The following is a 17,537-nucleotide window of genomic DNA, read 5'->3' on the forward strand; positions in this document are numbered from 1 at the left end:
TTATTATACTTTCCTCTTTCGGGGATAATCGTTTTCTAGAAAACAATCTCGCTCATATTATCGAGAGCTTCTATTTCACACATTTCGGTCAATCTGTGGATTGCCGAAAATAATTCTTGACCTTCGCTTTCGTATATTGCTTTAGATAGTCGATGGTCAAAATCGCTAAGTTCCCTGTCGTTCGGATTCCATGAATGTTCGGCCCCATAGGCTATACCGTACCAATCGCGATCGAAGGTATGTAATCCTCCATCATCCCAAACGGTATTGAGCACGCCCATCGCACCTTTCTCGGCTCCTTCTTTTATAAACTTTCGGATATTAGGAATCGCCATTTTGTAGTCGGGAGAAATTCGGTACGAGTTCAATACGCCTGTACATATCATAAAGTCAAATCCTTTTTCTACAAATGGATCGATCCATTTAGCATAAGAGTCGTAGTCGCTATATTCCCAAGTCATCATCACCGCATCTTTTGGGAGGAGGTCTAACACTTCGGGGTATTGTAGCACAATGTCTCCCCACATCATTATCCGCTTACCGTTATCTTTAAGAATATTAAAGAGTTGATTTATATAATCGACATATACTCGTCCTGCACCAAGCTCTTTCACTTTCTCTGCAGACGGGCCTCGTCCCATATCGAAAGTTTCATCGCAATTCACATGGGAAAATTGTGATTCGAATGCAGGGCTCATTTCCGAGTAAATATCTTTCATAAACTTGATGGTTTCGGGCTTGGTGGGGGCATATATGCTATTGCTTTCGGCTATATTCCTGAATTTAGGATTGAGTAAAACCTTTTCGGCATGCCCAAGCGATTGAAAATTTGGTATTAGTTCTATATAGTATTGTTTTGCATAATCGGACAATTCCTTCTATTCTGCAATAGATAATGCTCCGGTTGGAGGTGCAAATTCGGGGTGTTTTTCGGAGCGTACGACATATTCTGTGTAATATGTCAGAGTGTTGATTTTCAGTTCAGCGATCCGCCTGATCTGATATTTCATATACTCTAAACTCGGTATAGGGCCACGACTGATGTCGTCCATTACTCCGCGATACTTTAATGCTGTTTATCTATGATATGTATTCCTTGTAGCTTATTATTCTTTGCTCCACGTATCAATTGTATTAAAGATTGTTTACCATAAAACAGACCTCTTTCTGTATTTGCTGCCAACACTACTTTATTATTATCTATAAAAAGTTCGTAGCCTTCATCGCCAAACTCTTCTTTAAAAAATCCTGATTTATTGAAAAGGACATCCAGACTTTTATCTTGACCGCGAATTCCCATATAGAACGATTTGAGATTTACATCTCTATCTCTCAAAGATTTCTCGTAGTCGGTGTTTTTATCTAAAGAAAACTTCTTATTCGTTGTTTTTATTTTATAAGGCAATGGAACTATATCTACAGCAGAAAGGTTGAATGATATAAATATAATTAGTAAGAATATGCTAAATATACGTCTCATGCTTTCTTGTGTTTTCTGATTTTTATAATAATCGGCATCTTCGCCCATATCCGTTCCTTGACAAATGCCGTTGACTGCACCGCTTTTTTCGATCTGTGCAGATACTGCATTCCACGTTTTTATTAATTGAGGAACATATTGTTGCGAAATCCATTTGTTATTAATTACTCTTTCCAAAGCCAAGCCGAACATAGCGTTTCCTTATTTTTCGTTACTTTATATGCTTCCAATAGTCCAAATATAAGTTGTCCGGTATGCCATGGTTCTTCGTACGGATACCATTTCCTTTCGATTGTATTGTAATCGCAGCGCGATTTTCCTTCTTCATCCAGTAGTATTGTGGAGGTATAAGTAGCGCATTCATTCAGTGCTTTTATAAGCTCATCTTTTGATGGAGCTTTAGACGTTTGAGCAAACAGTCCGTAACAGGCAAAGAGTAATAATAGAGAGGTTAATTTTGTTTTCATTCCGGTTGTCTATTTAGATTTATTTATTCAGAGAGTTAATGCTAACAAGTATAATGAAAAGAAATAAAGATTGAGAAATATGGAAAATAGACCTTTTTATCATAAGCTTTATGCAGATATGATCCGTGAGAAATATCCCGATCTGGAACAAAGTTGTGCTAATTATTTAAATAAAAAGAATCGGACGACTTTAGACGTGATTGAAATCAATACAATCCTATTTGCCAAGAAACAGGAAGTGATAGCTTTCAATCAACGGCACCGAGTTTATGATCAGGAATGTATACTTCGAGAACAAAAAGAAAATATGCGTTATGCTTAATATCAACGGCGAGGATAAGAAATAACTATATTTTTTCAAATGAACGTCAAAAAACGGGTGTAATCTATAAAATTCCGATTCTGTCCCCTGTGGTTGAAGAACTACTCCGGTTATACGTTCAGAAATCGACTGAAAAGATATTCCAACCTTTGACTAATCAAGCTACAAACCGTAATTTGAAAGAAATAGTAGAAGATCTGGGTATTGCAAAGACCATGACTTTCCATACAGCAAGGCATACGTTTAAAGCAATCACTGTCAGGAAAGGAATACGAGACTGTGTTGCCGAGCGTATGATGGGGCATTCCGAAGGCAAGGATATCAAGGATATTTATACGCACTTGTAGGATGAAGACCTTATAAGGGAACCACTTGCTAAATGGGTCGTATAAACTGCAGTCATATATTTGTGAAGACCTGAAGGTATAGGATACAATTTTATTATCTGAATGAACGATTTAGACACACAAAAACTAATAATTTAAACGAATCATAATATATCTCTATATATGAGTATATAGAGATAGAAAAGCATGAACGATGAAAAAAATTATAATAAAATAAATCGAGTGAGATTTATATTTGTTTTTAAACTGAAGTATTCATTTGAGACAGTTGCCTTTGATGTTGTTTTGAATAAGGCAGTGATTTGAATTTTGCCTGGCACGAGTTGGAAAGACAAGTCAGAGTAGAAGGAACTGTAGAGAAGATATCCGAAAAGGATTCTGATTCTTACTTCGAAGTTCGTCCTGCAAAAAGTAAGCTAGGCGTATGGGCTTCCCCCAAAAGTCAAGTTATACCGGATATAGCCTATTTGGAAGCAGTTGATGAACGAATTTGAAAAGCGTTTTGCCGGGAAAAATATTCCTCGTCCCGCAAATTGGGGCAGGTATATTGTTAAACCTTATTTAGTCGAATTCTGGCAAGGTCGCAATAATCGTTTACACGATAGGATACAATATCCTTTTGAGAATAATAATGAATGGAAAATAGAGCGCTTGGCTCCATAACTTTATTTGATATATTTATATTATTGTATTTATAGCTAAAAACTTGCTGATAGTGACTCTGTTTCAGATTATTCGGTTAAAGTCTAAATAATCTTTTACTTAGTAAACTGAAGCTTATATTCAGTCGGAGCCATTCCGGTAATACGCTTAAATATTTTGTTGAAGTGACATATTGTATTAAAACCACATTCAAAGGCTATTTGCGATATATCTTTTGAATCTGTTAATAATAACTTACATGCGAGTCCGATTCTCAAGTTCAACACATATTCTGTAAAAGTTTTACCGGTTTGCTTTTTAAAATACCTGCAAAATGCAGATGTATTCATCGGAATCATTGCAGCTACTTTTTCTACATTTATTTCATTATTATAATTATAAGAAATATACGATAAAATTTTATTTAGTCGACTGTCTGTAAATGTTGATAATGAAGAACCTAATCTAAGGCTCCCCAAAATAGATTCATTATCATATTTCGCCATTAAATCGAGAAGCGAGATAAGCCTAATTGTTCTGTCTATACCACTATATGAAGGTAAGGTACGTATTTCTTGACTGATAAGCTTAATTCTTTTGTCGGATTTATTTGCAAAAAGAATACCTCTTTCTGACTTTTGTAACAATAGTTTGATGTGTTTAAAATCAGTGTAATTATTAATAGTATTGAAGAGGAAATCCCTTGAGAACTGTATAACTACTCCTTTTACGCGTAAATCGTTTTCTTCATAATATTCTTGTAAGCTTCTCATATAGTGGGGTAGATTGCTCCCCAAAAAAATGATATCCCCATCATCAAATGTACTCATACTATCTCCGACAAATCGATGTCCTTTCCCCTCTTTTACATAAATTATTTCATATTCACTGTGAAAGTGCCAAGGATATGTAAAGTGTTTATAATTATATCCTCTTGCAATGATAGGAGTATCATTGTTTGTTAATAATCGTTCGTACATCATATTCTTTCCCATGATAAAACAAAGATTAAATAAGGTTTAACATATTACAAATATAGCGCCTAAATTGTATTCTATCAATAGGTCCCTTTAGTTATATTTTAATATCCACATTTGGACATAATTGATACCTTATTGTAAATAAGAGCAAAAAAAATATTATTATCTGCAAAAAAAGGATTACATTTTTAAATTCAGTTTGCTTATATTTGTATAGTTATAAATAGCCTTCAATCACCTTAGTCTTATTTTCTTAAATTCTATTCGCTATCCTCCAAATTGGACTATTAAGATAAAAATCTTTTGATATTAGATATAAGAGCTCATATTACATTTAATATAAATATGAAAAATACGAATCAATTATGACAACTAGGAGATCTTTTTTAAAGCAATCAGTCGCTTTGGGCGCAGGTGTTATACTAGCACCAACTATTGTCCCATCTTCATTATTTGGAAAAAATGCACCTTCTAATAGAATAAATATAGGTGCAATTGGAGTAGGACGAATTTCTCGAGATCATGATATGCCTGGAGTTTGGAAACATGATGATGTCAGGATAATTGCAGTTTCGGATGTTGATGCAAACAGAATGAATCAAGGTAAAGAGCTCGTTGAACAGTACTATACAAAAAAAATAAACAAACCTTATTCAGGTGTTTCTATGTATCAGGATTATCGAGATTTATTGGCAAATAAGGATGTTGATGCTGTATTAATTAGTACTCCCGATCATTGGCATGCAAAAAACGCTATTGATGCTGTGCGTGCAGGGAAAGATGTATATTTACAAAAACCTACATCGTTAACAATAGAGGAGGGACGTATGATGAGTAATGCGGTAAATGCTTCTGGGCGTATATTGCAAATTGGAAGTCAACAACGTTCTATGGAGCAATTTCGAATAGCTTGTGAACTTGTTAGAAACGGACGTATAGGAGACCTTAAAAATATAGAAATACGATTGCCAGGAGACCCTGCCGGAGGTAATCCGGAAGAAATGCCTATACCTAAAGGTTTCGATTATGATATGTGGCTTGGCCCTACGCCATATAAGTCTTATACTGAAGATCGAGCTCATCCACAACAGGGATATGGCCGTCCCGGTTGGTTAAGATGTGAACAATTTGGGGCAGGTATGATTACAGGTTGGGGAACACATCACTTTGATATCGCTCATTGGGCAATGGGAACAGAATATTCCGGTCCTATCGAAATATCAGCCACTGCAGAATTTCCTACTTCTGGCCTGTGGAATGTACATGGAGATTTTTCAACCGAAATGCTTTATGGCAACGGAGTAATAGTGCGTGGAACAACCAATACAAAGGAAAAACCCAATGGTGTACTTTTCGAAGGTACAAAAGGTTGGATATTTGTTAGTAGAGGTGACTATAAAGCATCTGCAAATGACCCTACTACGACAGGTACTTCAAAAGCACTTCAAGCCTCAGACTCTAAAATATTAACGTCTGTTATTGGTGAGAATGAGATTCACTTATATAGAAGCTCTGATCATCATACCAACTGGCTTGAAAGCATACGTACACGTAAACCAAATATTACACCTGCCGAAGTTGCACATCGATCATGCTCTGCTTGTCTATTACAAAATATAGCAATGAAGTTGAATAGAAAGCTTTATTGGAATCCGGTAATGGAACGTTTCAAAAATGATGATGAAGCCAACTCAATGTTATCACGCCCATATAGAGCACCATACAGTATATAGATGAAAATTAGTAACGAGCCAGTTTGTTGGTATTAAATAATTTACATATGAAGAAGATATTGATATTTTTCTTCTGTATGTTTTCGCTATGCCTTTTTTCGAAGGATTTGATGAGATTCAGTGTACATACAGGTAATTATGACAGGGAAAATAGTATAGTCTGTGCAGATATATCTCTGCTCAAAATGAATAATAAAAAGGGAGTGAGACTTTATGAAACTATTAATCAAATAAAAAAAGAAATTGCATGTCAACTGATACAAGAAAGGGATAGAAGCGATCTATATTGGATATTGGATGGAATAACAGTCGCAGGGAAAACAAGATATTTTGTTTTAGAAGATACAAAATATAAAGAAACTAATAATGTAATGACTATTGAAGATACGAACGAGGCGCTAATTCTTAAAAGAGGAAATAAGAATATACTTCAATACAATTATACGACTATTTATCCACCGCAAGGAGTGGATTCATCTTTCCAAAGGAGTGGATTCATTCATCCTGCATATTCACCAGCAGGGAATATTCTGACAAAGATACAACCCAAAGATCATTATCATCACTATGGTATTTGGAATCCGTGGACTCGTATAGAATATGACGGTGAAATTTATGATTTATGGAATCTCAGAGACAAAAAGGGAACTGTACGCGCTAAAGATATAGCAGCCAGATTAGAAGGAAATGTTCTGACTGGATATTTAGCTAATCTCGATCATTACATTTTTACTGTTGAGGAAGAGAAAGTAATAATGAATGAAGAGTGGGATGTGAAAGCTTGGAATATAGACAATGATTTTCTATGGGACTTTAAATCGAATTTACATCCTTCAACATCATTGCCTGTGATTATAAAGGAATATCGATATGGAGGTCTTTCAATTAGGGCAACCGAAGAATGGAATAAAGGAAATTGCGAAATGCATACCTCCGAAGGCAGGTCTCGGCAGGAGATTGATAGAACAAAAGCCCGTTGGATATATTTAACAGGACAAAGTAGTAAGGGACGTTCAGGTATATTATTCCTATCACATCCCGAAAACTATAATTATCCGGAACCTCTTCGCATATGGGATGAATCAGCAAATGGCGGTAGAGGCGATGCATTTATCAATTTTGCACCGACTAAAGATCAGGATTGGATATTGAAACCGGGGAATAAATACACTTTGCAATATAGAGTATTGCAATATGATGGTGAAATGACACATGAACGAGCTGATAAACTGTGGAGGGATTTTGCATTTCCACCAAAAGTCGAAACCAGTTTATAAATCAGAATATCCTTATACTGGTAATTAGAACTTTAGGCATTAAATAAAAAATATTGTTGAATTATAAGAAAATCACATCATATAATAAACAATGCTATTAAAAATGAAAATCTATGAAAAAAGTATTATTAATAACTCTTGCTTTTTTAGGAATAAACGCTTTGCAAGGGCAAGAACAAACCCTGTCGGCCACAAAAATAGGAGAAAGAATAGATATACATGTTGGTCACAATTTTTTTACCAGTTATCAATTCAGATCTGACGAAAAATATCCATTCTTTTTCCCTGTTAATGGGCCTAAATCAGGAGGTACAGTAACATCTATGCGAAATGCAGAATATCCACACCATAGTTCCTTATATTTTGGTTGCGATAAAGTAAATGGAGGTAATTATTGGCAAGAAGGTTTAGATAGGGGACGAATAATTTCTATTGGGGCGTGTATAAAAGAAGCCAAAGGTACTAAAGTAATTATAGAAGATGAATGTATTTGGAAACGCCCCGATGCTGATGCACCTATAAAAGACAAGCGAGTAATAACTATCTCATCCCCATCGAAAGATTTATATCAGATAGATTTTGATATAGAAATGGAAATGCTGATGGACGTAAGCATATTAAAAACCAACCATTCTCTATTCAGCGCGCGTATTGCAACCGATCTTACGGTAAAACAGGGAGGGGTTATGATTAATTCCGAACTTAAACAAGGAGAAAAAAATACATTCGGTGTGGCTTCTCCATGGATTGATTGCTGTGGTGAACGGAAAACGGGAACAGAAGGAATTGCTATAATGCAACACCCATCAAATAAATGGTACCCTTCTCCTTGGTTTACACGTGACTACGGATTTATTTCTCCTACCCCTATGTATTGGCCCGAAGATGGGAAATCAACAGAATTAAGAAAAGGAGAAATAATTAAGTTGCGTTACCGGGTCGTAGTACATGCCGGAAATACATCAGAGGCAAATATTGCAAAGTTATTTGAAGAGTATAAAAGACAATGAATGAATAAGATGTGATGAATATAGATATGAAAGAGAAAGTAGCTGTAATTACGGGTGGAGCAGGTGTTTTAGGAGGCAGCATATCTAAAAGCCTTATTGTAGAAGGAGTAAAAGTAGCAGTAATTACACGTAGTGAAGAAAGTCTGAATAAAGCTACCAGAGAACTTTCTTCTTTAGGTGAGTTTTTAGGTATCCAAAGTGATGTATTAAATATAGAGTCTTTAAAAACGGCTCGTGCTGAGATATTACAAAAATGGGGTAAAATAGATATTCTTGTGAATGTAGCAGGAGGAAATATGCCGGGCGCAACCTTAGAAAAAGAACAGACAATCTTTGATATGAAAATAGATGATTTCGACAAGGTTACCAATCTGAATCTGAATGGCACAATATATTCTTGTCTAATCTTTGGAGAAGCTATGTCGAAGCAAAAAGAGGGATGTATCATTAATATCAGTTCTATGGCTTCTATCTCTGCAATAACGAGAGTTCCGGGCTATTCGGTCGCTAAAAGTGGAGTAGATATTTTTACTAAATGGTTGGCAATGGAAATGGCAATGAAATTTGGAGAAAAAATACGAGTAAATGCAATTGCACCCGGATTTTTTATAGGTAAACAAAACGAGCGAGTTCTTTTAAACGAGGATGGGACATATACAGATCGGAGCTTGAAAATATTAGCACATACTCCAATGGGGCGGTTTGGTGATATTAACGAGTTGAATGGCCTTATACATTTCTTATGTTCAGAACAAGCCGGTTTTATAACAGGTAGTATAATACCTGTAGATGGAGGTTTTAGCTCATTTAGTGGAATATAATGTAGAAGATTTATGGCATTAGAAAAAACATGGAGATGGTTTGGGGAATCAGATAGTATTTCTCTCCCCTATTTAAGGCAAATGGGAGTGGAGGGAGTTGTGACTTCTCTATATCATATACCAGTCGGCGAAGTATGGCAGAAGAATGAAATAATGAGATTGAAAACCATAATAGAAGGCTATGGCCTTAGATGGAGTGTCATAGAAAGTTTGCCTGTTTCTGAAGGTATAAAAACACACTCATCTGATTATAGATCTCTTATAAAAAATTATAATAGATCAATAATAAATCTAGGTGATTGTGGTATCGATACTGTCTGCTATAATTTTATGCCTGTGCTTGATTGGGCGCGAACGAATTTGTATTATAGAACTGAACAATGTAGCGAATCAATGCTGTTTGACTACCCAACTTTTGCGGCTTTCGACAGATTTATTTTGAAACGGAAAGAGGCTGATAAAGATTATCCTGAAGAAATATTGAGAAAGTCTGAAGAAATATTCAAACTTATGTCTCAAGAAGCTCAAGGTGAATTAGCTTATAATATAATTATTAAAACGCAAGCATTTGTTCATGGAGTAGTAGAACAAAGTAATAATTATGAAGAAAAATTTCTTCAACATTTAAAGGTATACAAACATATTGATGCTAACCAACTAAGAAATAATCTTTTCTCCTTTTTACACGATGTTATTCCGATCGCAGAGAAAGCCGGGGTCAACATGTGTATACACCCCGATGATCCTCCATTTCCTTTGTTAGGATTGCCTCGTATAGCGAGTACATTGGACGATTTTATAAAAATAATACAGCAATATGATTCTGTAGCTAATGGAATAACTTTTTGCACTGGTTCATTATCCTCCGGCAATGCCAATGATGTAGTAAAAATGGCCCAAAAGTTAGCTCACAGAGTAAATTTTATCCATCTGCGGAACACAGTACAATTACCTGATAATAGCTTTTATGAATCGGGACATCTGTCAGGCTGTGTAGACATGTATGCTATTGTGAAAATATTACTGGAAGAACAGATAAATAGAATAAATGACGGAAGAACAGATATTCGCATGCCTTTTCGGCCAGATCATGGGCTAAGAATACTAGATGATTTTAATAGAGAAGCAAATCCTGGTTATCCGTTAATAGGCCGTTTGAAAGGATTAGCCGAAATAGATGGTCTGCAAACCGGAATTGAGAGAAACTTACTTCATGTTTAATGTAACAATTTAATGAAAAATAACTATGATAACCTATAATCTAAACAAAATGGCAATGTTGATATCTGTAACATTCCTTTTATCATCATGTAATTTTACTGATAACAAAAAAGCAGATGAAATAAAGCTAATCACACTTGACCCCGGACATTTTCATGCAGCTTTAGTACAAAAGAAATCTTATCCCAATGTATCAAATAATGTTTATGTATACGCACCCGAAGGAGATGAACTAGATGAGCATTTGAAAAAAATAGAAGCATACAATAATCGTTTAGAATCACCTACCCAATGGAACGAAATTGTATACAAAGGAAATGACTTTTTCGAAAAGATGGTTTCAGAAAAAAAAGGGAATGTGGTGGTTATCGCGGGTAATAATAGAAAAAAAACAGAATATATCCAAAATACCTTAAGAGCTAAAATTAATGTGTTAGCTGATAAGCCTGTGGCGATAAATACTTCTAATTTCAAACTTTTGAAAGAGTGTTTTGATATTGCAAAAGAAAACAATGTCTTACTCTATGATGTTATGACAGAGCGATATGAAATAACCACAATACTTCAACGAGAGCTTTCTTTGGTATCAGATATTTATGGGAAACAACTGGAAGGGACATTACAAGAACCTTCGATAATAAAGGAAAGTGTACATCATTTCTATAAAGAAGTATCAGGGAATCCTTTAAAACGTCCTGCCTGGTTTTTTGATGTAGAGCAGGAAGGTGAAGGGATAGTGGATGTCACTACTCATCTTGTAGATTTGGTTCAATGGGAAGCTTTCCCTGATATTATAATTGATTATAATAAAGATATTGAAATAATAGATGCTAATCGCTGGTTTACTTCAATATCTAAAGGTCAGTTTGAACAAGTAACAGGATTGGACTACTATCCGGACTACTTGCACAAACACATTGTTAACGATACTCTCAATGTATCCTCGAATGGTGAAATTATATATAAAATAAAGGGAATAACTGCTAAAGTTTCTGTTACATGGGAATATACTTATCCAAAAGGTGGTGGCGATACCCATTATTCTATAATGAAAGGAAGTAAATCAAATTTGATTATTCTTCAAGGTAAAGAACAAAAATACAAACCTGAATTATTTATTGAAGCTGCTAAGGGTATTAATTTAATCTCATTTGCAGAAACTTTAGAAAATAGTATATCAGGTATAAAAAAGAAATATCCAGGCATTTCTTTAACAAAAGTTCTTGATAATACTTGGCAGATAAATATTCCGGATTCATACAGAGTAGGTCATGAAGCTCATTTTACTCAAGTTACTGAGAATTATTTGCAATATCTAAAAGATGGGAAGCTGCCGGATTGGGAAGTTCCCAACATGATTGCTAAGTATTATATAACAACAAAAGCATTAGAAATAGCTAAAGGTAAGCAATCACAAAAGCATGAATAAAATCAGTAATAATACAGGGGGATATAGATAGGTAATTTCCTGGTAGAGCTATTGCTTCCATTATCGGTATACTATGTCCGGAGAATTTAGTGGTGTTCTTGTACCTCTTATTGTAGGAAAACACCTTGACTATTATCAATATTTTAATAATATCTGGACGATATCGACAAAGTAAAGGATGGAAAAGTAAATAAACAGGTTGCACTACATTTGTTAGCAAAAGCATGTATTTCTTTACATAAATAGGACGAAGCTATTGCCGCTGCGAGTGCTGTGATAAACTATCCGGCCATGGGGTTGATGACGGAACGGTTTGGTAGTGAAGCAACGAAAAAAGGTGGAGTTTATGTCGATTTATTCAGATCCAGTAATTTGAATAGGCAAAGTGGTAATAAAGAAAGTTTGTGGGTATTTCAATACGATTATCTGAATGCAGTATTTTCAACAACAGATAAACGGGCAAGGGAAATCATTCCTTTTTATCAAAACATTCAGATAACAGCCGAAAAAGAAGAGGGACTGCCTGTTAAAACTACTGTATTTCTAGGTGTTACGGATATGAAAAGAGTACGTGGAATAGGATGGATGCAACTGACCACCTATTTCTTTAATGAACTTTGGGAAGGCGATTATGATAATGATATAAGAAATTCAGAATATAATATGGTAAAAGACGGTTATTCAAGCCAGATCGATCCAATTCGTTACTGGTATCTAATCATCACTAAGTTTTCCAGTATCGGAAAGGTTCCTGAACTGTTATATGTAAAAGACGCCAATGGTGACGGCATTTGGAAAACATCTGCCATTAAAGAGTGCGGACCAATCATATAAAGACGGCTATGCATATAGACTCGCAGAGACTTACTTGTTGAGGGCGGAAGATTATTTAGGTGCTGGAGATAAGGAAAAGGCGGCTGCGGACATAAATATATTAAGAGAAAGAGCAAATGTAAAACCTGTAAAATCAGTGTAAATCGATATTGATTATATTTTGGATGAGCGCTTGAGAGAATTGTATTTTGAAGAATTCAGGATGGTGAAACTTACCCGTATGGGTAAATTAGTTGACCGGAACCGCCGCTATAATCCCAAGACAGGACATACCATTGAGGATTATCATAATCTCTGGTCGATACCTTATGCTGAAATCGAGCGGAATGTATGTAGTGAAATCACACAAAATACAGGATATAAATAATGAAAAGGATACTTTTAATAAATATAGGTTATCTTTATATTAGTCACTTTAAAATAAGGAGTTACAGTATGATGATTAGAAATAGAATGAAAGCTTTACTTATGGTAGGATGTACTTTGTTCCTTTCGTGCTCTGTCACTAGTAAAATAGACAGAGAAGCACTTGTTATGCGGCATAACCCTGTACTAAAGTCTGTCGATCCTTTAACCTCTTTGTCCGCAGGAAATGGAAACTTCGCATTTACGGTCGATATTACTGGTCTGCAGACTTTCCCAGAGCATTATGCTCAGGGAGTTCCTCTCGGAACACAATCTTACTGGGGTTGGCATAGTTTTCCCAACGATAGTAATTACTTGTTTGACGAGACTTTAGAGACTTATGATTTTGGACATGGCCATTTAGAATCCTATCCCATACAAGTCAGAGAAAGTGGTCGTCGGCAGAATGCCGTAAACTATATGCGTGCCAATCCCCATCGGTTGCATTTGGGAACAGTTGGATTGGAATTATCTGATAAAGAAGGGGAACCTGTTTATATAGAAAACCTTTCCGATATAGATCAGCGACTTGACTTATGGACCGGAATAATTGAGAGTCGGTTTTCTATAACCGGCACCCCGGTAAAAGTACAAAGCTTCTGTCATCCGGAAAAAGACTTGATAGTAGCACGGATTAATTCTGATTTGATTTTCCAAAAACGGCTGGGATTAAATCTGCGTTTTCCTTATCCAACTGCAAAAGATACGGATGATGGATGTGATTGGAATAGCCCGGATAGGCATAAGAGTAAAATAATCCGATGGGAGAATAGTGAGTTGGTGATAAAACGGGACATAGACAGTACGTGTTATTATATTCAGATTTGTTGGGAGGGGAATATGGAGGTTTTAGAAAAGGAACCGCACTATTTTGTTTTATTACCATCAAGCAAAGAGGTGAAGTTTACAGTTGAATTCCTGCCTTCTTTGCCAGACGCCCCACATCCGACCTTTGCCGAAAGTAAAAGAAGGACAGTTCATTATTGGAAACACTTCTGGAAAAGCGGAGGAGCGGTAGATCTTTCAGGAAGTACAGATAAACGGGCTGAGGAACTTGAGCGGCGTATCGTCTTATCTCAATACCTGACTGCAATTCAATGCTCCGGTATTGAACCTCCTCAGGAAACAGGTTTGACCTATAATAGCTGGTATGGAAAATTCCATTTGGAAATGCACTGGTGGCATGCCGTACATTTTGCTCTATGGAATAGGTTGGACTTGTTGGAGCGAAGTCTGGATTGGTATGCTAAAGTAGAACCTGTTGCTAGAAAAACGGCAGAGCGTCAAGGTTTTGAAGGAATACGATGGATGAAAATGACCGACCCTTCCGGGCAGGATTCTCCATCCTGTATAGGACCCTTTCTTATCTGGCAACAGCCTCATATTATTTATCTGGCAGAATTGATTTACAGACAAAAGCAATCTGAGGAGGTATTGGTAAAATATAAACACCTTGTGTTTGAAACAGCAAAGTTTATGGCCTCGTTTGCCTTCTGGGATTCTGTAAATCAGCGTTATGTTCTTAAAGGAATGATCCCTGCGCAGGAGACGATGCGCCCAGAGGAAACGGTAAATTCTCCTTTTGAATTGTCTTACTGGCATTATGGCCTCTCGGTTGCTCAACAATGGCGGGAAAGAACAGGTTTGGAACGTGAGCCTAAATGGGATGATATTATTAATCGATTATCTGTATTAGCAGAAAAAGACGGTCTGTATCTTGCTGCGGAATCCGCTCCGCAAACATATCAGGACTCTCGATTCACCTCAGATCATATGGCTGTATTGGGAGCTTATGGGATATTGCCTAAATGTGATTTGTTTCAGGGTGAAACGATGAGAAATACGCTTAATTGGATATGGAGTAATTGGAACTGGGATCATACATGGGGCTGGGATTTTCCTATGGTAGCTATGTCTGCTGCTCGTTTAGGAGAACCGGAAAAAGCTGTAGGAGCCTTATTAATGAACAAAAGGACAAACACCTATCTCTCTAATGGGCATAATTATCAGAATGAGCGATTACGGATATATCTACCGGGAAATGGAGGCTTACTTACTGCGATAGCAATGATGTGTGCAGGTTGGGATGGACAGACAGGGGATACACCTGGATTTCCTAAGAATGATGAGTGGAATGTAAGATGGGAAGGTTTAATATCCATGCCGTAAATAGGAATATTTTGTAATAGAATAATTCGATTTAACTGACTTTATATAAGTTGGATAAATCCAATTTATTTGTTATCTTAGAAGACACTCAACATAAGAAAGCATTTCATTCCTTTATGATTAATATTTCTATATGGTAACTAAACTTTATAAAAGTATATGCTATGAAAGAACATCAAAAAGCTATACAGCTAAAATATTTACCGATAAATGAACAAGATGCCTCGTGGGGGCTAACAACCAACTCAGTTGGATTTCAAAGTATCTCTCGTGGAGAGTCCTATCCTCCGAGAAATCATCCGACAAGATATTTATTTTCAGCTGACAGGGGACGTGTTCTTGAAGAATTTCAACTCCTATATATTGTAAAAGGTAGAGGTACATTTAAGTCAAAAGAACTGAAAAAAACAGAAATTAAAGAAGGGCATATGTTTATGTTATTTCCTGCTGAATGGCATACTTACTTTCCTTGTAAAAAGACAGGATGGGATGAATATTGGATAGGATTTAGTGGCAAGAATATAAAGAGTATTGTAGAAAATAAATTTTTCAAGACTCAAAAACCAATCTTCAATGTAGGTATTCAAGACGATATTGTCAGTCTTTATAAACAAGCCATTCGTGTTGCTATAGAACAAAAATCCGGCTATCAGCAAATGCTTGCGGGAATAGTAAATTTATTGCTAGGCTATGCCTATTCTTACGATAGATTTTCAATATTTGAAGATCTACAGGTCGTAAATCAGATAAATAAAGCGAAAATTATGATGGCCGAAAACTTTAATATGGGTATAAACCCTAAAGAGATAGCTGAAAAAGTAAATATGAGCTATTCATGGTTTCGGCGAATTTTTAAGCAATATACAGGTTTTGCTCCGGCACAATATATTCAAAAAATAAAAATAAACAAGAGTAAGGAATTACTCACTAATTCAAATCTTAGGATAAAAGAAATAGCCCTTGACGTTGGATTCAGTAATACTGAATGTTTTTGTACTATTTTTAAAAAACATACAGATTATACACCAAATGAATATAGAGAATTCACTCAAGGTAAAAATTTATGAGACGACACAGTCCAGAATAATGTGTAAATGAAAACTACAGGTTGAAAAACTTGTAGTTTTTCATTTATTAATAACTTTAAGAAAAGTGTTTATTATGGACATTCCGAAAGATTTTTTAAGCAAGGATTTCCTGAGTCAATTCAAGACACAAGAAGATGTAGAAGCCTTCATCAGCGAGCTTCATATGAAAGTTTATGAGCAAATGTTCCAGGGAGAGATGGATTCTCACTTAGGTTATGAGAAAGGCTCCAAAGAAGCTATTAACACGGGTAATTCGCGTAATGGGAGCTATCCTAAAAAGATTCAGGGCAAACAAGGAGAAGCTATCATTGAAGTTCCGCGGGATAGAGAAAATGATTTTGAACCTGTAATTGTACCCAAACATCAAAGCCGGGGTTTATCTATTGAGAAGCTGGTTATCTCCCTATACGCCAAAGGCATGAGTGTATCGGATATAGAATCAGAGATGCATGAGATTTATGGAGTGAATCTGTCAACCTCCGCCATATCCCATATTACCAACAAAGTTACCCAATCCGCTGTTGAATGGCAGAACCGTTCATTAGAAAGCTTATACCTGATAGTCTGGATGGATGGTATCGTTTTCAAAGTCAGGGAAAACGGTAAAGTCATCAATAAGACAGTCTATCTGTGTGTTGGCCTTAATAAGGATGGTTTTAAAGAAGTACTTGGCATGTGGGTTGGTAAAACTGAATCAGCTTCGTTCTGGATGGGCGTTCTTACAGACTTAAAAGCCCGTGGAGTAGAAGATATACTTATTACCGTAACCGATAATCTAAGTGGCTTTACAGATACTATAAAGAGTGTATTCCCGGAATCGGCAACTCAAATCTGTGTGGTACATCAAATCCGCAACTCTTGTCGTTATGTGGTATGGAAAAAGAAGAAAGATTTTACATCTGACTTGAAGGGAGTTTATAATGCTCCAACCAAAGGGGCAGCCGGTTCCGAACTAGACCTTTTCGAACAGAAATGAGGTGCTAAATATCCTTATGCTATCCGCTCCTGGCGTAACAACTGGGATGAATTAACCTCATTTTATGATTTTCCTCTTGAAATTCGTAAGATTTTTATACCACTAATCTAATTGAAAATCTGAACGGTACAAGCAGAAAGTATACTAAAAATAAGCTTTCATTCCCTACAGATGATGCTTTGAAGAAGTCTGTGTATCTGGCGATCTGTGAAATAGAGAAGAAATGGACTCAACCTGTTTGGAACTGGGGAATTATTTTTAATCAGTTTTTGGTTATCTTTGGGGAAAGAGTGAACCGGTAAAAAAAATTCCTTCAAACTCCCCCGTTTTTTTTGG

At 36.0% G+C, this 17,537-nt stretch carries 18 protein-coding genes and 2 pseudogenes; 15 read left to right on the forward strand and 5 right to left on the reverse strand.

Annotated features, from left to right (window positions below; genetic code table 11):
* Positions 1-35 precede the first annotated feature (35 nt).
* The 4 genes from JGH11_RS03030 to JGH11_RS03045 are packed head-to-tail and all read right to left on the reverse strand — an operon-like array spanning position 36 to position 1,947.
* The gene (locus JGH11_RS03030) at positions 36-872 is read right to left on the reverse strand and encodes a family 20 glycosylhydrolase (RefSeq protein WP_201110090.1); all 837 of its coding nucleotides are present in this window, start codon (positions 870-872) and stop codon (positions 36-38) included.
* 6 nt (positions 873-878) lie between these two features.
* On the reverse strand, positions 879-1,052 hold the full coding sequence (locus JGH11_RS03035) for a hypothetical protein (RefSeq protein ID WP_201110091.1): 174 nt from the start codon (positions 1,050-1,052) through the stop codon (positions 879-881).
* Between the two features lie 14 nt (positions 1,053-1,066).
* The gene (locus JGH11_RS03040) at positions 1,067-1,672 is read right to left on the reverse strand and encodes a glycoside hydrolase family 20 zincin-like fold domain-containing protein (protein ID WP_201110092.1); all 606 of its coding nucleotides are present in this window, start codon (positions 1,670-1,672) and stop codon (positions 1,067-1,069) included.
* The gene (locus JGH11_RS03045) at positions 1,645-1,947 is read right to left on the reverse strand and encodes a hypothetical protein (RefSeq protein WP_201110093.1); all 303 of its coding nucleotides are present in this window, start codon (positions 1,945-1,947) and stop codon (positions 1,645-1,647) included. Before JGH11_RS03045 ends, JGH11_RS03040 begins: the two co-directional genes overlap by 28 nt.
* A gap of 79 nt (positions 1,948-2,026) precedes the next feature.
* Between JGH11_RS03045 and JGH11_RS03050 the strand changes: the two genes are divergently transcribed.
* The 4 genes from JGH11_RS03050 to JGH11_RS20100 all read left to right on the forward strand — a co-directional run bounded on the left by JGH11_RS03050 (position 2,027) and on the right by JGH11_RS20100 (position 3,279).
* Positions 2,027-2,269 (forward strand): hypothetical protein, encoded by a 243-nt coding sequence (locus tag JGH11_RS03050; RefSeq protein ID WP_201110094.1) that lies wholly within the window; start codon positions 2,027-2,029, stop codon positions 2,267-2,269.
* Positions 2,227-2,616, forward strand: coding sequence for a tyrosine-type recombinase/integrase (locus tag JGH11_RS03055; protein ID WP_236263839.1), 390 nt, complete (start codon positions 2,227-2,229; stop codon positions 2,614-2,616). Before JGH11_RS03050 ends, JGH11_RS03055 begins: the two co-directional genes overlap by 43 nt.
* A 302-nt stretch (positions 2,617-2,918) precedes the next feature.
* Positions 2,919-3,110, forward strand: a complete 192-nt coding sequence (locus JGH11_RS20095; RefSeq protein ID WP_236263840.1) for a hypothetical protein — start codon at positions 2,919-2,921, stop codon at positions 3,108-3,110.
* The gene (locus JGH11_RS20100; protein ID WP_236263841.1) at positions 3,097-3,279 is read left to right on the forward strand and encodes a pyridoxine 5'-phosphate oxidase C-terminal domain-containing protein; all 183 of its coding nucleotides are present in this window, start codon (positions 3,097-3,099) and stop codon (positions 3,277-3,279) included. The genes JGH11_RS20095 and JGH11_RS20100 overlap by 14 nt, the downstream gene beginning before the upstream one ends.
* Positions 3,280-3,374: 95 nt before the next feature.
* Here the strand turns inward: JGH11_RS20100 and JGH11_RS03065 are convergent, their stop codons facing one another.
* The gene (locus JGH11_RS03065) at positions 3,375-4,253 is read right to left on the reverse strand and encodes an AraC family transcriptional regulator (protein ID WP_201110096.1); all 879 of its coding nucleotides are present in this window, start codon (positions 4,251-4,253) and stop codon (positions 3,375-3,377) included.
* A 350-nt stretch (positions 4,254-4,603) separates the two neighbouring features.
* On the opposite strand from JGH11_RS03065, the gene JGH11_RS03070 reads away from it, so the two are divergent.
* The 11 genes and pseudogenes from JGH11_RS03070 to JGH11_RS03115 all read left to right on the forward strand — a co-directional run bounded on the left by JGH11_RS03070 (position 4,604) and on the right by JGH11_RS03115 (position 17,503).
* A complete protein-coding gene (locus JGH11_RS03070) occupies positions 4,604-5,971 on the forward strand; it encodes a Gfo/Idh/MocA family protein (protein WP_236263842.1) in 1,368 nt (455 codons plus the stop codon).
* Positions 5,972-6,018: 47 nt separating this feature from the next.
* A complete protein-coding gene (locus JGH11_RS03075) occupies positions 6,019-7,248 on the forward strand; it encodes a PmoA family protein (RefSeq protein WP_201110097.1) in 1,230 nt (409 codons plus the stop codon).
* A gap of 113 nt (positions 7,249-7,361) precedes the next feature.
* Positions 7,362-8,258 (forward strand): PmoA family protein, encoded by an 897-nt coding sequence (locus JGH11_RS03080; protein WP_201110098.1) that lies wholly within the window; start codon positions 7,362-7,364, stop codon positions 8,256-8,258.
* Positions 8,259-8,284: 26 nt separating this feature from the next.
* Positions 8,285-9,079, forward strand: coding sequence for an SDR family oxidoreductase (locus JGH11_RS03085; protein ID WP_236263843.1), 795 nt, complete (start codon positions 8,285-8,287; stop codon positions 9,077-9,079).
* Positions 9,080-9,091: 12 nt separating this feature from the next.
* Positions 9,092-10,300: a mannonate dehydratase gene (gene uxuA / locus JGH11_RS03090; protein WP_201110099.1), complete on the forward strand. Its 1,209-nt coding sequence runs from the start codon at positions 9,092-9,094 to the stop codon at positions 10,298-10,300.
* 25 nt (positions 10,301-10,325) lie between these two features.
* A complete protein-coding gene (locus JGH11_RS03095) occupies positions 10,326-11,729 on the forward strand; it encodes a putative oxidoreductase C-terminal domain-containing protein (RefSeq protein ID WP_201110100.1) in 1,404 nt (467 codons plus the stop codon).
* Between the two features lie 291 nt (positions 11,730-12,020).
* Positions 12,021-12,563 carry a hypothetical protein gene (locus JGH11_RS20105; RefSeq protein ID WP_236263844.1) on the forward strand — a complete coding sequence of 181 codons (543 nt, stop codon included), beginning with the start codon at positions 12,021-12,023 and terminating at the stop codon, positions 12,561-12,563.
* A pseudogene (locus JGH11_RS20110) lies at positions 12,508-12,930 on the forward strand (RagB/SusD family nutrient uptake outer membrane protein). The gene JGH11_RS20105 and the pseudogene JGH11_RS20110 overlap by 56 nt, the downstream one beginning before the upstream one ends.
* A gap of 86 nt (positions 12,931-13,016) precedes the next feature.
* A complete protein-coding gene (locus JGH11_RS03105) occupies positions 13,017-15,137 on the forward strand; it encodes a hypothetical protein (RefSeq protein WP_201110119.1) in 2,121 nt (706 codons plus the stop codon).
* Between the two features lie 164 nt (positions 15,138-15,301).
* A complete protein-coding gene (locus JGH11_RS03110; RefSeq protein WP_201110101.1) occupies positions 15,302-16,204 on the forward strand; it encodes an AraC family transcriptional regulator in 903 nt (300 codons plus the stop codon).
* Between the two features lie 94 nt (positions 16,205-16,298).
* Positions 16,299-17,503: pseudogene (locus tag JGH11_RS03115) on the forward strand (IS256 family transposase).
* Positions 17,504-17,537 lie beyond the last annotated feature (34 nt).

The organism is Dysgonomonas sp. Marseille-P4677, assembly GCF_016652235.1.
In the GTDB taxonomy this organism is placed as follows: domain Bacteria; phylum Bacteroidota; class Bacteroidia; order Bacteroidales; family Dysgonomonadaceae; genus Dysgonomonas.